Below are 14,389 nucleotides of genomic sequence, written 5' to 3' on the forward strand. Positions count from 1 at the left end.
CCGGGAGTTCGCCGTGGCCACCGTCGTGGCCGTCGGCGGCAGCGCGCCGCGGCCGCCCGGGGCCGCCCTCGCCGTCGACCGCGAGGGCACCGTCATCGGCTCGGTGTCCGGCGGCTGCGTCGAAGGCGCCGTCTACGACCTGTGCGCCCAGGCCCTGGACGACGGTCACAGCGTCCTCGAACGCTTCGGGTACAGCGACGACGACGCCTTCGCCGTCGGCCTGACCTGCGGCGGCGTCATCGACATCCTCATCACCCCGGTCGGCGCCGGCGCCCCGGACCGCCCGGTGTACAAGGCGGCCCTCGACGAGGCCGCCGCCGGGCGGACCGCGGCGTTCGTCCGGGTCGCCCGGGGCCCGGACGACCTCCTGGGCGGTGCGCTCCTGGTGCGGCCCGACGGCACGTACGAGGGCGGGCTCGGCGGGGAGCGGGGCCTGGACCGCACCGCGGCCGCCGAGGCGCGGGCGCTGCTCGACGCGGGCCGGACCGGGACCGTGGAGGTGTCCGAGGACGGCGCGCACTGCCCCGGCGGGCTCACCCTGCTCGTCGAGTCGAGCGTGCCGCCGCCGCGCATGATCGTGTTCGGGGCCGTGGACTTCGCGGCGGCGCTGGTGCGGGCGGGCAAGTTCCTCGGCTATCACGTGACGCTGTGCGACGCCCGGCCCGTCTTCGCCACGCCCGGCCGCTTCCCCGAGGCCGACGAGATCGTCGTCGACTGGCCGCACCGCTATCTGGAGCGCACCGACACCGACGCGCGCACCGTGCTGTGCGTGCTCACGCACGACGCCAAGTTCGACGTGCCGGTGCTGGTGCGGGCCCTGCGGATGCCGGTCGCCTTCGTGGGCGCGATGGGGTCGCGGCGCACCCACGAGGACCGCAACGCCCGGCTGCGCGACGCCGGGGTCACCGAGGGAGAGCTGGCCCGGCTGCACTCGCCCATCGGGCTCGACCTCGGCGCCCGGACGCCGGAGGAGACGGCGCTGTCCATCGCGGCGGAGATCGTCGCCGCGCGCCGTGGCGGGACGGGCGTGCCCCTGCGCGGGGCGCACACGCCGATCCACCACGACGCGGTGGCCGCGTGACGAAGGGGCGGTGTCAGCGCGGCCCGCGCAGCGTCACCGTGAAGCTCCGGCCGTACGCGTGGCGCGTGGCGACGTCGATGCGGGTGCCCTCGGGCACCGCCCGCACCCGCACCCCCTCGTCCGCCGTCACCTCCCGCAGCCGTCCCCCGCGTAGCAGCACGCTGACCGTGTCCCGCCGCATGGTCGGGTCGGACACGGCGAGGGACGTCAGGCCGGAGTCCGGTGGGCGGCGGACGAGGAGGGACGACGGGCCCGCGACGCGCAGGGACCCGACGTCGTGGCGGCCCGAGGTGAAGGTGTTGAGGGCCGTGAGGCCCAGGCCGCGGTGGGACACGGCTTGCGCGCGGGGGGAGTTGGCGAGGACGCGCAAGGGCCCCTTCGCGTACGACCGCAGCCGGGACGCGTCCGCGTTCGGGACCAGCGCGTAGGCGAGACGGATCGGGCGCGCCCCGGCCGCCTGGTCCACCGACACGCCGAGGACCTGGCGGGTCACCGCCGTGTCCGGGTTCGCGGCGCGCACGACGCGGCGGCTGCGCGTCACCCGGTCCAGGGCGACCCGCACCGGCGGCGCGTCGAGGAAGAGATAGCCGACGGCGGTGCCCTGCGTGGCGTTGGCGTACCGCAGCCAGCGCAGCTCCGCCGTGCCCGGGCCGGACCAGGGCCGCCCGTCGTCGCGCACCCCCGTGACGGACACCGCGTCGTCCGGCGCCGCGATCCGCGCGTCGACGGCCGTCGTCACCGCCCGCCCGGCCGGGTCCCCGACCCCCGCCGCGAGAACGACGATCTCGTCGTCGAGCAGGAACCACGACTTGGTGGCCGCCGCGTTGCGGTGCACCACGAAGTCGTCCGGCAGCACCTCGCGGTCCCGGAAGGCGACGTCGCTGGACTGCACCATCCCGGCCGCGCCGTACGCCCCGAGCACCGCGCCGCCCGAGTGCGCGTGGGTGCCGCGCGGGAAGTAGACGTACTTGTTCTGCGACTCCGACGAGGAAGTGAAGTTCAGCGGGTGTCCGGGGTTGTCGTAGTACGGCTTGCCGTACAACTCCGGTACGGTGCGCCGCTGTTCGGCCGGGGCGGTGACACCCCCGAGCGCGTACGGCGACACCGTGGTGAAGTAGTCCACGCCGTACGCCCGGGTCTGGTCCTGCCCGGACAGATAGAGGTAGTGCGCGCCCTCGCCCTGGAACCAGGGCATGAGGTTCTCGCCGTTCATGTACTCGTACTTGCTGATCCGCGCCGAGCTGCGGGACAGCGCGAAGGCGTAGCCGGGTCTGCGGTGCACGGTCTTGTCCATCGCGTTGAAGGCGACGCTGCGCGCGGCGGGGTTGAGGTCGGCCGCGGGGACGGACGCGTCGGCGAGGATGTCGGCGTACCGCACGACGCTGATCGGTGAGACGAAGCGGGCCGGGTCGAGCGTGGCGCGGGAGGTCTCGCGGATGTGCTTCACATAGCCCTTCAGGGCGGTGGCCACGGCGCCGTCGGCGAGCGAGGAGAGATCGACGGCGGCCTCGACGACGACGGCGACGTCCGTGTAGCCGGAGTCGGTCCGCGACACCGCGCGCCCCTTGACGATCTCCATCATCCAGCCCTCGAAGATCAGCGGCGCGAACCCGTTCCGCACCCACCCGTGCACCACGGGCACCAGCTCCTCGCCGTGCGCGAAGCCCGTGCCGTCGAGGATCTTCAGCGTCTGCACGACCCGGGTCAGCAGCCCCTTGCCGTAGGAGCCGGTGTACGCCACGGAGGCGTGCTGGATGAAGGAGCCGTCGGCGTAATAGCCGTCCGTGACGCCGTGGTCGAGGTGGTACGGGTCGATGGTGGCGAACACCGTCAGCTGGTCGGTGAGGGCCTTGCGGATGCGGGCGGTGTCGTCCAGGAGCGCGCCCTGCAGGACGCGGTTGGTGGTGATGTCCGCGAGGTTCGCGCCGGTGTGGAAGCGCGAGTCGAGGTTCACGTCGCCGTCGGTGCCGTTGCGCAGATAGGCGTCCATGGAGGCGACATAGGTGCGCGCGAGGTCCGGGCGCTGGGCGAGCACCTCGTCGTACAGCAGGACCAGGGTCTTGCTGACCTGCTGGGAAATGCCGATCTCCCAGTTGAACCAGTTGCCGTAATAGCCCTTCGACTGATCGCCGTAGTACCGCTCGTGGAGCCACACCAAGCCGTCGATCACGCGCCGCCGCGCGTCCGCGTCCCCGTACAGGCCGCCGCCGTGGGAGCGGGTGGCGAGGGCGACCTCGTACAGCCACCGGTAGGCGGTGTGGAGGTTCGCGTCGTCCGTGCCGAGGACCAGACCGGCGAACAGCTCGCCCGCGCCCGCGCCGTCCATCGCCTTGAGGTTCGCCCGCGCCGCTCTCTCGACGGCGGCGAGCTTCGCGGCGGCCTCCGGGCGGGCGTTGGACTCGGGCGTCCCGGCGAACACCGCCACGGTGTTGGCGCGCAGCCGTGCCACCCCTTCGGCGGCGGCCGCCGCGCTCACCGGCCCCGCCGGGACCACGGCGAGGAGTCCCGCCGCCGACAGCGCGGAGAGCAGGCGTCTGCGGGTGATGTCCATCAGGGTTCCTCCGCCCGTGAGGTGCCGCTCCGGCGGGCGGAGTCAAGCAGAAGCCCCGACCGGCAACAAGAGGGCTCGCTCGGTCGATCCGCCCTGCCCGAACGGACTCCACCGATGCGCGGCGAACCGGGGTCCTGGCTGCTCCATTCGTGTCAGGCTGACCCCCGAGGACCGCGGAACGCACGCTCAGGGGGATTTGTTGACGCCGCGCAGGTTGCTGTCGTTCGGGGACGCGCTGAGACTCCTGGGCGGGGATCCGCCCGCCGTGGCGGCGCTCGACCGCGCCCTTGGCGGCGCGCTGAACCTGGCCACCGGCGGCCTGAGCGGCGGCGTGCTCGGCATGTTCGACGCCCGGGGAAGAGTGCTCGGCCTGGGGCTCGACGCCTGGCGCGGTCTGGGGGAGCGCCTGGGGCGTACGGACGGCCGGGTGGAGCGCGCCTCCGTCCTGGAGGCGGCCCACACGGTGATCGTCGTCCTCGCCTTCTTCGACGCCCTGGAGAAGGTCGAACTGCCCTTCTCCCTGGACGAGGTGGCGCTGACCGGCCGGGAGCAGATGCTGGTCGCCGGTGGCGGCTACCTCTCGGGCGAGGGCTTCACGCAGGACACGGCACAGGTCGACGCGCCACGTCCCGCGCCGCACCTGCCCTATGAGAACCACGTCGTCGAACTCCGCGGCTGGTACGAGCACTTGGCGATGCGGATGCTCGACTTCCTGCGAGGGCTCGCCGTGTGGGAGGGGCTGAACGATGCCGTCGGCGCCGCGGCCGCCCACACCGTGCGCGTCGTGGTGCCGGGCCTCGCCGTCCAGGAGTACGAGGCCCTGTACGCGCGGCTCGCCCTCGAGGCACCGGAGTTCGGCTTCTGGTCGGGCCAGGTCGAGCACCAGGCCACGCGCGCCGAACTGCGCAGGGCGCTCGCCGGTCTGGAGCGGGCCCTGGCCGCGAGCGCCGCACTCCGTCAGCGGCCGGTGGACGTCGCGGGCGCCCTCTCCCGGGCGCACCAGTCGGCGCTGGAGCAGCGGATCCTCGACGCCCAGGAGGCCCCCGAGGGGATCCTGGTGCCGACCCTGGCCCAGGCGTACCTCGACCCCGACTTCCGGGTGCGGGCCGTTGACGGGCAGGGCAGCCCGGCGGACGAGGAGTGGTGGGCGCGCGCCCCGGTCCGGCAGGACCTGACCGAATACCTCGCCGGGGCACTGACGTCGGAGGGCCTGACGGCCGCCCCGCTGCTCGTGCTCGGCCAGCCCGGCGCCGGGAAGTCCGTGCTGATGCGGATCCTCGCGGCCCGGCTTCCGTCGGCGGGATTCCTGCCGGTGCGGGTCGCGCTGCGTGACGTACGCGCGGACGACGAGATCCAGGACCAGATCGAGCAGGCGATCCGCGAGGCCACCGGAGAGCGGGCCACCTGGCCCGACCTGGTGCGCTCGGCGGGCGCGGCGGTGCCGGTCGTGCTGCTCGACGGCTTCGACGAACTCCTTCAGACCACCGGGGTGCACCAGAACGACTTCCTGGTGCGGGTGGCCCGATTCCAGGAACGCGAGGCGGAGCAGGGGCGTCCGGTCCTGGCCGTGGTCACCAGCCGGACCGCGGTCGCCGACCGGGCGCGCTATCCGCAGGGCACCGTCGCACTGCGCCTCGAACCCTTCCAAGAGGAGCAGATCAAGCTCTGGATCGAGCAGTGGAACCTCACCAACGCCATGAACTTCCAGGCCCTGAGGCTGCCCCCGCTCACCTGGGAAGCCGTCGCACCGCACCGCCCCCTGGCCGGACAGCCGCTGCTCCTCACCATGCTCGCCCTGTACCAGGCCGCGGGGAACGACCTGCGCGGCGAGGACGAACGTCCCCTGGACGAGGCCGATCTCTACGAGGCGCTGCTCGGCTCCTTCGCCCGGCGCGAGGTGTGGAAGGACGTCCGGGTCTCCGAGACCGAGGTGGAGCAGCGGGTCGAGGAGGAACTGGAACGGCTCTCGCTCGTGGCCTTCGCGATACTGAACCGGCGGCGCCAGTGGGTGTCGACCGCCGAGCTCGACGAGGACCTTGCGGCGCTCATCGGGCGGGCCTCGACACGGCACTCCGGGCTGCGCGCACCGCTCGGGCAGGCCGAGGCCGCCTTCGGGCGCTTCTTCTTCGTGCAGCGCGCGCAGTCGATCAGGGACGGCCAGACGCTGTCCACCTACGAGTTCCTGCACGCGACGTTCGGGGAGTATCTGGCGGTCCGTCTCGCCGTGCGGCTCGTGTCCGGGCTCCTCGATCACCGCCCGGTCCTGTCGATGGGCAGCGAGCCGCTCAACGACGACTTGATGTTCGCCCTGCTCTCCTTCTCGCCGCTCTTCTCCCGGCAGATGCTCCGCTTTGCCCGAGCACGCGTGGAACGACTCCCGGAGGCGGAGCGGGCAGCTCTGGGCCCACTCGTCGTACGGGCCATGGGGGAGCGGGAGTTGCGTGCCGAGCAGCCGTACCCGACGTATCTCCCGCGACGCATCCGCGTCGCCTCGCGGCAAGGCATCTACAGCGCGAATCTGGTGGTGCTCGCCCTGCTCCTGACGGACGGCACGACGGCCGGCGCGCTGTTTCCGTACGGCGGCGACGCGGGCAGCTCGTGGCACCGGCACGCGCTGCTGTGGCGATCCTCCCTCAACGAGGCGGAGTGGACCGACCTCGCGGTCTCGCTGCGGGTGCGGCGCACCAGGCAGGGGCGGGAGCGGGATCTCGAAGTGGACGTCGAACGAGGTGAGTTGGGCGCACCGGACCAGGTGGACGCCTACTGGCTGTATCGGGCCCCGTGGGAGGAGGGGCACACCGTCTGGCACCGCACGTACTGGAACGAGATCTGGCACAAGATGGATATCTCGGCCGGGACGAACGACGGTGTCGTGCTGCAGGCGCTGCGTCCGTTGTTCGAGTCACTGGGGCCGCTGGTGACGACGTTCAGCGGCGACCGGACCCGGCTCGCCACCTCCACCGCACACGACCTGCTCCGGCTGTGGCTGATGGGCGGATCGGAGCTGACCGCCGAGGAGATCGTGGACTCGTACCGCAGGATCGGTGCGGCCTTTCCGGTCCTCGCCTCGTCGGAGGCGGTCACCCGGCGTCTCGCGCCCATCCTGATCGAACTGCTCGACCGGGACCTGCCCCGGCTCAGCCTGGAGCAGTCCCGGCTCGTCTTCAGGTGGCTGATCTTCAGAGAGCGCATGGCGCTCGTCGCTCGGATCAGCGATCACGTCGAGACCCGTCATCGCAGTCTGCTCACCATGCTCACCGACGGCAGCAACGATTCATGAGCTCTTCGGCAGCCCCCGCGGATTCAGCTCCGAGGAAGGGACCGCCTCGTCCGTAAGGCCCCAGCGCCTGAGGACCCGACCGTAGCTCCCCTCGTCGATGAGGTGCTCCAGTGCCTGGTGAAGCGCCTTCACCAGGCCGTTGTCCTTCTTCGTGGTGGCGGCGATCTTGCCCTGGAGTCCGTCGCCCGCCCCCGAGAAGCTGCCGATGACCTCGGTCCTGCCGGTGCTGAGCGCGTGGTGGGCGGCGACGGGGTTGGGGCCCAGATAGGCGTCGATGCGGCCCGAGCCGAGCGCGAGGTAGTAGTCGCTGGTGTTCTGGAAGTACTTGATGTCGGTGGCCTCGCGGCCCGCCTTCACGTTCTGCTTGCTCCAGTCGACGAGCAGCTTCTCCTGGTTGGTGCCGGAGGAGACCCCGATGACGCGGCCCGCCACGTCCTTGGGGCCCTTGACCTTCCAGCCGCGCCCCTTCTTCGCCTCGAAGGAGATGGTGTCGAGGCGGTACGTCGCGAAGTCGTACTTCTCCTTGCGCTCCTCGGTGACGGTGATGTTGCTGAAGCCGACGTCGTACTTCCCGCTGTCCAGGCCGACGAAGATGTTCGCCGAGTCCACCGCGTGCGCGCGGACCCGGAGGCCGAGCACGTCGGCGACGAGGTGGGCGATGTCCGTCTCCACGCCGATGACGGTCTTGTCGTCGGTGGCGTAGAACGTCAGCGGCGGCACCGAACCCGCCGACGCGACGACTTCGAGGGTGCCCCGGTCCCGGATGCGCTTCGGTACGAGTCGGGCGATGGCGTCGACCTTCCTGGCTCTGACGCGTTTCTGGTCGGGGCCGAGATTGACCGCGGCGCCCTTGGTGCCGGGCTCGGCCCGGCCCGCGTTCTCCGTGCTCTCGTCGTCGGGCATGCCGCAGGCGGCGGTGGTGAGGGCGAGCGCGGAGGCCAGGGCGAAGGTGAGGGCGGAGCGGCGGCTGAGGGGGGTGGTGCGGGTGGGCACGGGGAACTCCTCGGGGCTTGGCTGGTCCCTACAGGACCTTGGACAGGAACGCCTGGGTGCGTTCGTGGCGCGGGCGGTCCAGGACGTCGCCGGGCGGACCCTGTTCGACGATCACCCCGTCGTCGATGAAGACCACCGTGTCGGCGACCTCGCGGGCGAACCCGATCTCGTGCGTGACGACGATCATCGTGGTGCCGGCCCGGGCGACGTCCTTGATGACGTCGAGGACCTCCCCGACCAGCTCCGGGTCGAGCGCGGACGTCGGCTCGTCGAAGAGCAGCACCCGGGGTTCGAGGGCGAGCGCGCGGGCGATGGCGACCCGCTGCTGCTGGCCGCCGGACAACTGCCGCGGATAGGCGTCCGCCTTGTCCGCGAGCCCCACCCGGGCGAGCAGCGCCTCGGCCCGTTCCTCGGCCTCCACGCGCGGCCTGCGCAGCGCGGAGACGGGTGCCTCGGTGATGTTCTCCAGGACCGTGAGGTGCGGGAACAGATTGAAGTTCTGGAAGACGAAGCCGATGCGGGTGCGCTGGCGCAGGATCTCCCGCTCCTTGAGCTCGTACAGCTTGTCGCCGCGCCGCCGGTAGCCGACCAGCTCGCCGTCGATGCTGACCGAGCCCCGGTTCAGCTTCTCCAGGTGGTTGATGGCGCGCAGCAGCGTGGACTTGCCGGAGCCGGAGGGGCCGATGACCACGGTGACCTCACCCGCGCGCACCTTCAGGTCGATGCCGCGCAGCACCTCGTGCGTGCCGAAGTTCTTGTGGACGCCGCGGATGTCCACCATCACGGGGCTCGTGCTCATCGGTTCTCCCGGTGGAGTTGAAGGGACGCGAGGGTCCCGCGGTTCTTGAGGGTCGTGAGGGTGCGGGCGAACGCGCGGGCGCGCTGCAGGGGCGTGGGCGGGGGAGTGCGGTCGGCGCCGCGCGCGAAGTGCCGCTCCACGTAGTACTGGGCGATGGAGAGCAGCGTGGTGAGGACGACGTACCAGGCGGTCGCGACCATGAGGAGCGGCACCACCCGGCCGTTGCGGCCGTAGATCACCTGCACCTGGTAGAACAGCTCGCCGATCGCCATCACCGAGACGATCGAGGTGCCCTTGAAGAGCGAGACGATCTCGTTGGCGGCGTTCGGCAGGACCGAACGCATCGCCTGCGGCAGCACGATCCGGCGCAGCTGGCGGAGGCGGGGGATGCCGAGCGCGGCGGCCGCCTCCAACTGGCCCGGCTCCACGGCGAGGAAACCCCCGCGCAGGATCTCGGCGGCGTACGCGGCCTGATGCAGCGCGAGGCCGATGACGGCCGCCGACATCGCCCCGACGAGATGCACGGTGCCGAAGCTCCACACGACCGGGCCGAAGGGGATGCCGATCCCCAACTCCTCGTACAGGTAGGCCAGGTTGAACCAGAACAGCAGCTGCACGATGAGCGGGATGGAGCGGAACGCCCACACGTACAGCCAGGCGACGCCCGCGAGGAGCGGGCTGCGCGAAAGCCGCATCAGGGCGATGACCAGGCCGAGGGCGAAGCCGAGTGCCGTGCCGTACACCGTCAGTTGCAGCGTCACCCAGACCGCCCGCAGCACGCTGTCGGCCAGCACATAGCGGAAGAAGACCTCCCACTCCCACGCCGGGTTGGTGACCAGGCCGTGGGCGAACTGCGCGAGCAGGACGAGGACGGCGACACCGGCCGCCCAGCGCCAGTAGTGCCGGGCGGGGACGACGGCCGGCTCGGTACCGGCCGCCGACGGGGCCGACGGTTCCTTGGTGTGTGCCCGGGCCCCGGCACCCGGCCTCGGTCCGGCGCCCGGCTGGACCCCGGTGCTCATGGCTTCTCCAACTGCTTCTCGAACGGCAGCGGCCCGATGGACTCCGGGTCCGCCCCGGTGTCGAACAGCGGCGTGTAGCCGGTGGCCAGATACAGCTCGCGGGCCTCGGGCTGGCGCGGCCCGGTGGTGAGGTACGCGCGCCGGTAGCCGCGCGCCGCGGCCTCGCGCTCCAGCTCCGCCACGACCCGCCGCGCCAGGCCGCGCCTGCGGTGTGCGGAGTGCGTCCAGATGCGCTTGAACTCGGCGGTGCCCGGTGCCTCGTGGCGCCGGAAGGCACCCCCGGCCACCGCCTCCCCTCCGGCCACGAGCAGCAGCAGCGAGCCGTGGGGCGGCGCGAACTCCTCGGCGGGATAGCGCAGCAGCTCGGCGTGCGCGTCCTTGCCGTAGCGGGCGGAGTACTCGTCGCCCAGCTCGCGCAGCATCGGCCGCACCAGCGGATCGCCCACGGCGGCCCGCACCACCGTGAGGCCCGGGTGCGCGGGCTCGGCGATCGACGTCATCCGGCCGCCGCCAGTCCGCTGAGCGTGCGCTCCAGCGTCTGCGGGCCGCGCTCGGCCCGCTCCCGGTCGCGCTTGGCGACCTCCTCGCGGACGATCGGGATGACGTACCGGCCGAAGTCGATGGCGTCGTCGAGCAGGTCGTAGCCGCGGGCGGAGAGGATGTCCACGCCCAGGTCGTAGTAGTCGAGCAGCGCCCGCGCGACGGTCTCCGGGGTGCCGACCAGGGCGTTGGAGTTGCCCGCGCCGCCGGTGGCCGCGGCGGTCGGCGTCCACAAGGCGCGGTCGAAGCGCTCGCCCTGCTCGGCGATGGCGATGAGGCGCTGGGAGCCGGTGTTCTCGGGGGAGTCGGCCGCGTGGCGGCGCGTGCGGGACTGCCCGCCCGCGCGCCGCTCGCGTATCGCGCCGACCGTGCGGTGTGCCTTCTCCCAGGCCAGCTCCTCCGTCGGCGCGATGATGGGCCGGAAGGCGACCTGGATCCGCGGTACGTCCGTGCGCCCCGCCGCGCGGGCCGCCCGGCCGACCTCCTCGATCTGCTGCGCGGTCTGCGCCAGCGGTTCGCCCCACAGGCAGTAGACGTCCGCTTCGGCGCCGCCCGCCGCGTACGCCGCGGGCGACGAGCCGCCGAACGAGACGCCGGGGTGCGGCTGTTGGACGGGGAAGACGTCGCTGACGAAGTCCTGGAACCGGTAGTGCGCGCCCTCGTGGTCGAAGGCCTCCCGCCGCGTCCAGACCTTCTTGACGATCTCGATGTACTCGCGGGTGCGGGCGTAGCGCTCGTCCTTGGTGAGCGTGTCGCCCTCGCGGCGCTGTTCGTGGTCGCTGCCGCCGGTGATGAAGTGGACGGTGAGCCGCCCGTCGCTGACCTGGTCGAGCGTCGCGAACGTCCGGGCGGCGTACGTCGGGTACGACACGTTGGGCCGGTGCGCGAGCAGGATCTGCAGCGAGTCGACCTTCGCCGCCAGATACCCGGCGGCGGCCGCGGGGATCGGCGAGCCGGAGCCGTACGCGAACAGGACCCGGTCCCAGCCGTGGTCCTCGTGGGCCCGGGCGAGCCGCAGGGTGTACTCCTTGTCGAAGGAGACACCGGAGCGCGGCGTAGTCTCCGAGCCGTCGTTGGTGGCGGCGATGCCGAGGAACTCCACGGGCATGACAGGGCCTTTCGTACGCGGGATGAGCGGCCGCGGCCGGATGGGGGCACGGCCGGGCGCGGTGCGGTGGCAGCGATGCGAGCGCTGGAGATGGGGTACGACGGCGACCCGAAGTGCCGTACGTGGCAGGTGCGTTGGCGACATGGGAACGCGGCCGGGAAGAGAAGGGGAAGGGCCGGTCAGACGGCCCGCTGCCGGATCAGGAAGAAGCAGGACACGCGGCCGACCACACCCGACAGAAGTCGATGTGGCCGCGTGAGACCAGCGGCAGTGAGGGGAACATGCGAACAGTTGAGCACCGGACTTTCGGCCCCGTCAACGGCCCCGGGGTGCCACCCGAGGCCCTGCCACACGCTGTTCACACGGCCGTAGCAGCCGCCGGCCGACAGTGTGGAGAACCCGGCGCCGGACACACAGAAGTGCCGCCGCCCCCAGCGGGACGACGGCACACCTGCGGATGCGGAGCGGGCTACGTCAACCCGTCGGCCACCGCCCCCAGCGACAGCGCCGGCAGGAAGTTGAGCAGCGCCAGGACGATGGACGCCGCCGTCGCGAGGACGACGAAGTTCGGGCCCTGGGCGCGCAGCGTGCCGACCGTGACCACGCCGGGCTGCTGCTTCGCGAGGCGGCCCGCGAGGGCGAGGACGCAGATCATCGGGAGGTAGCGGCCCGCCATCATCGCGCACACCATCAGGAGGTTGTGGAAGTCGGTGGCACCGTTGAAGCCGGCCATCGAGCTGCCGTTGCTGTTGGTGTTGCTGGTGTACGCGTAGATCAGCTCGGTGAGCCCGTGCGCGCCCGGATTGCCCATCGAGGACTGCCCGTTGCCGGTGGCGAGCGAGACGCCCGTGCAGCTGAGGATCACCGTCGGCGGGATCAGGGCGTACACCACGACCCAGCGCATCTCGGCGAAGCCGATGCGCTTGCGCAGGTACTCGGGCGTGCGGCCCACCATCAGACCGCCGATGAAGACAGCCACCAGGACCACGACGATCAGGCCGTACAGACCGCTGCCCGTCCCGCCCGGCGCGATCTCGCCGAGCATCATCGCGGACAGCAGCACGCCGCCGCCGAGGCTGGAGAAGCTGTCGTACGCGGAGTTCGCCGCGCCGTCCGCCGAGCCGGTGGCCGCCACGCCGAACAGCGTGGAGCCGGGGACGCCGATGCGGGTCTCCGTGCCCTCGTGCGGGCCGCCGACCGCTTCGGTGACGGTGCCCGTGTGCGCGCTCTGGGCGATCGAACCCGCCGCGAGCAGCAGGCCGAAGAGGATCCCGACGACCGTCAGGAGCGTCCAGCTCTGCTTGAGGCTGCCGATCATCCGCCCGAACATGCGGATGCAGGCCGTCGGGATGACGAGCATCAGCACGATCTCGAAGGCGTTCGTCCACGCCGTGGGGTTCTCGAAGGGGTGCGCGCTGGAGGCGTTGAAGACGCCGCCGCCGTCGCCGGAGAACAGCTTCACCGGCTCCCACGACGCGACCGGGCCGTCCAGCAGCGTCTGCTCGGCGCCCGCGACCGTGTCGACGGTGTGCCCGCCGCCGAGGCTCTGGATCACACCGCCCGCCATCAGGACTAGGCCGCCGACCACCGCGATGGGAACCAGGACACGGAAGACGACACGCAGCAGGTCGACCCAGAAGTTGCCGAGGTCATCCGTCGAACGGCGCGTCAGACCGCGGATGAGGACGAGCGCCACGCAGATGCCGACCGCCGCCGAAGCGAAGGCCTGCACGCCGAGGCCCGCCATCACGGCGAGGTGCCCGGTCGTGGACTCACCCGCGTAGTTCTGCCAACTGGTGTTGGTGGTGAAGGACACCGCCGTGTGCAGCGCGAGCCGCCACGGCATGCCCTCGTGCCCCGTCGACCAGGGCAGCTCGTCCTGGAGGGAGAACAGGGCGAACAGCGCCGCGATGCTCATGAACGTGAAGGCGAGCAGCGCGGTCAGGTAGTTCCGCCAGTTCTGCTCCTTGTCGGGGGCGATGCCGCAGACGCGGTACACCGCCTTCTCCACCCGCCCGTGCCCGCCCCCGTCGAGGACGCGGGCCATGTAGTCGCCGAGGGGCACATGCAGGCCCACGACCACGGCGAGGACGAGCGATGCCTGGATCCAGGCCGCCATGGTCAGGCTCCCTGCTTCGAGGAGGAGGACGACTTCACGGGGTACGCGCGGTCGAGGGCGATGTTGAGCTTCACGACGTTCACGCCCGGCTCACCGAGCACACCGAGCGAACGCCCGGTCGTGTGCTCGGAGACGAGCTCGCGCACGGCGTCGGTGTCGGCGCCCCGCTCCCGGGCCACGCGCGGCGCCTGGAGCTTCGCGTACGCGGGGCTGATGTGCGGGTCGAGGCCGCTGGCGCTCGCGGTGACCGCGTCCGCCGGGACCTTCGGGTCGGCGGGGGCGTCGCCGCGTACCGGAACCGTCAGGGCGCGGCCGTAGTCGGCGCCGGACTTGGCGCACTCGACGTCGACGCCCTCGTACGTGGCCCGGAACGGCCTGGCCGGGCAGGCCTGGTTGAGGCTGACGACCCGCGTGACGCGGCCGGTGGTGCCGTCCTCGCGGAAGACACCGAGGACCGCGCCGACCCCGTCGGGCGTGCAGAACGGCCGTGCGCCGTCCACGCCCTCCAACTCGCCGACGGCCTTGCTGCGCCCGCACACCAGCGTCAGCAGGCTCGGCTTGTCCTCGGCGTCCACGACGGACTCGGGGCCCTGGTTCCCGGCGGCGGACGCGGCGCCGTCGTAGCCCGTACCGGCGTTGGAGGGACGGGACTGGAAGTACTGCGTGAGGGGCTTGCCCTTGGCGTCGGTGAAGGACTGGCCGATCAGGGAACTGCCCGCGTCCTCGCCGTCGGCGCCGGTGACCTTGGAGCCCTCGGCCCTGCCCTTGAGGCCCGGCACCTGGGCGGCGGCCGTCAGGACCAGCGGGTAGGCGAGGCCCACCAGCAGGGTCAGGACGAGCACGACGCGTACGGCGACGGTGTTCTGGGCGAGCCAGGGCGGCAGGTGCTTGTTCAT

The 14,389-nt window shown here is 72.1% G+C and carries 10 protein-coding genes; 2 read left to right on the forward strand and 8 right to left on the reverse strand.

Going from position 1 to position 14,389, the window contains the following annotated elements; translation table 11 throughout:
* Positions 1-13: 13 nt before the first annotated feature.
* Positions 14-1,081 (forward strand): XdhC family protein, encoded by a 1,068-nt coding sequence (locus ACZ6BG_RS20560; protein WP_469003336.1) that lies wholly within the window; start codon positions 14-16, stop codon positions 1,079-1,081.
* Between the two features lie 13 nt (positions 1,082-1,094).
* Here the strand turns inward: ACZ6BG_RS20560 and ACZ6BG_RS20565 are convergent, their stop codons facing one another.
* Positions 1,095-3,632, reverse strand: a complete 2,538-nt coding sequence (locus tag ACZ6BG_RS20565) for a polysaccharide lyase family 8 super-sandwich domain-containing protein (RefSeq protein ID WP_469003339.1) — start codon at positions 3,630-3,632, stop codon at positions 1,095-1,097.
* A 199-nt stretch (positions 3,633-3,831) separates the two neighbouring features.
* Here ACZ6BG_RS20565 and ACZ6BG_RS20570 point away from each other — a divergent pair, with 199 nt between their 5' ends.
* A complete protein-coding gene (locus ACZ6BG_RS20570) occupies positions 3,832-6,912 on the forward strand; it encodes an NACHT domain-containing protein (protein ID WP_469003341.1) in 3,081 nt (1,026 codons plus the stop codon).
* Here the strand turns inward: ACZ6BG_RS20570 and ACZ6BG_RS20575 are convergent.
* The 7 genes from ACZ6BG_RS20575 to ACZ6BG_RS20605 form a co-directional block, all read right to left on the reverse strand.
* Complete coding sequence (locus ACZ6BG_RS20575; protein WP_469003343.1) at positions 6,907-7,905, reverse strand: ABC transporter substrate-binding protein; 999 nt, start codon at positions 7,903-7,905, stop codon at positions 6,907-6,909. The two genes, ACZ6BG_RS20570 and ACZ6BG_RS20575, sit on opposite strands and share 6 nt — an antisense overlap.
* A 28-nt stretch (positions 7,906-7,933) precedes the next feature.
* Positions 7,934-8,704 carry an amino acid ABC transporter ATP-binding protein gene (locus ACZ6BG_RS20580; RefSeq protein WP_469003345.1) on the reverse strand — a complete coding sequence of 257 codons (771 nt, stop codon included), beginning with the start codon at positions 8,702-8,704 and terminating at the stop codon, positions 7,934-7,936.
* The gene (locus ACZ6BG_RS20585; RefSeq protein ID WP_469003348.1) at positions 8,701-9,726 is read right to left on the reverse strand and encodes an amino acid ABC transporter permease; all 1,026 of its coding nucleotides are present in this window, start codon (positions 9,724-9,726) and stop codon (positions 8,701-8,703) included. Before ACZ6BG_RS20585 ends, ACZ6BG_RS20580 begins: the two co-directional genes overlap by 4 nt.
* On the reverse strand, positions 9,723-10,226 hold the full coding sequence (locus tag ACZ6BG_RS20590) for a GNAT family N-acetyltransferase (protein WP_469003351.1): 504 nt from the start codon (positions 10,224-10,226) through the stop codon (positions 9,723-9,725). The genes ACZ6BG_RS20585 and ACZ6BG_RS20590 overlap by 4 nt, the downstream gene beginning before the upstream one ends.
* A complete protein-coding gene (locus tag ACZ6BG_RS20595) occupies positions 10,223-11,374 on the reverse strand; it encodes an LLM class flavin-dependent oxidoreductase (protein WP_469003353.1) in 1,152 nt (383 codons plus the stop codon). Before ACZ6BG_RS20595 ends, ACZ6BG_RS20590 begins: the two co-directional genes overlap by 4 nt.
* 469 nt (positions 11,375-11,843) lie before the next feature.
* On the reverse strand, positions 11,844-13,493 hold the full coding sequence (gene kdpA, locus ACZ6BG_RS20600) for a potassium-transporting ATPase subunit KdpA (RefSeq protein WP_469003357.1): 1,650 nt from the start codon (positions 13,491-13,493) through the stop codon (positions 11,844-11,846).
* A gap of 2 nt (positions 13,494-13,495) precedes the next feature.
* The gene (locus ACZ6BG_RS20605) at positions 13,496-14,389 is read right to left on the reverse strand and encodes a potassium-transporting ATPase subunit C (protein WP_469003361.1); all 894 of its coding nucleotides are present in this window, start codon (positions 14,387-14,389) and stop codon (positions 13,496-13,498) included.

The sequence above is a fragment of the Streptomyces sp. NPDC041205 genome, from assembly GCF_055591765.1.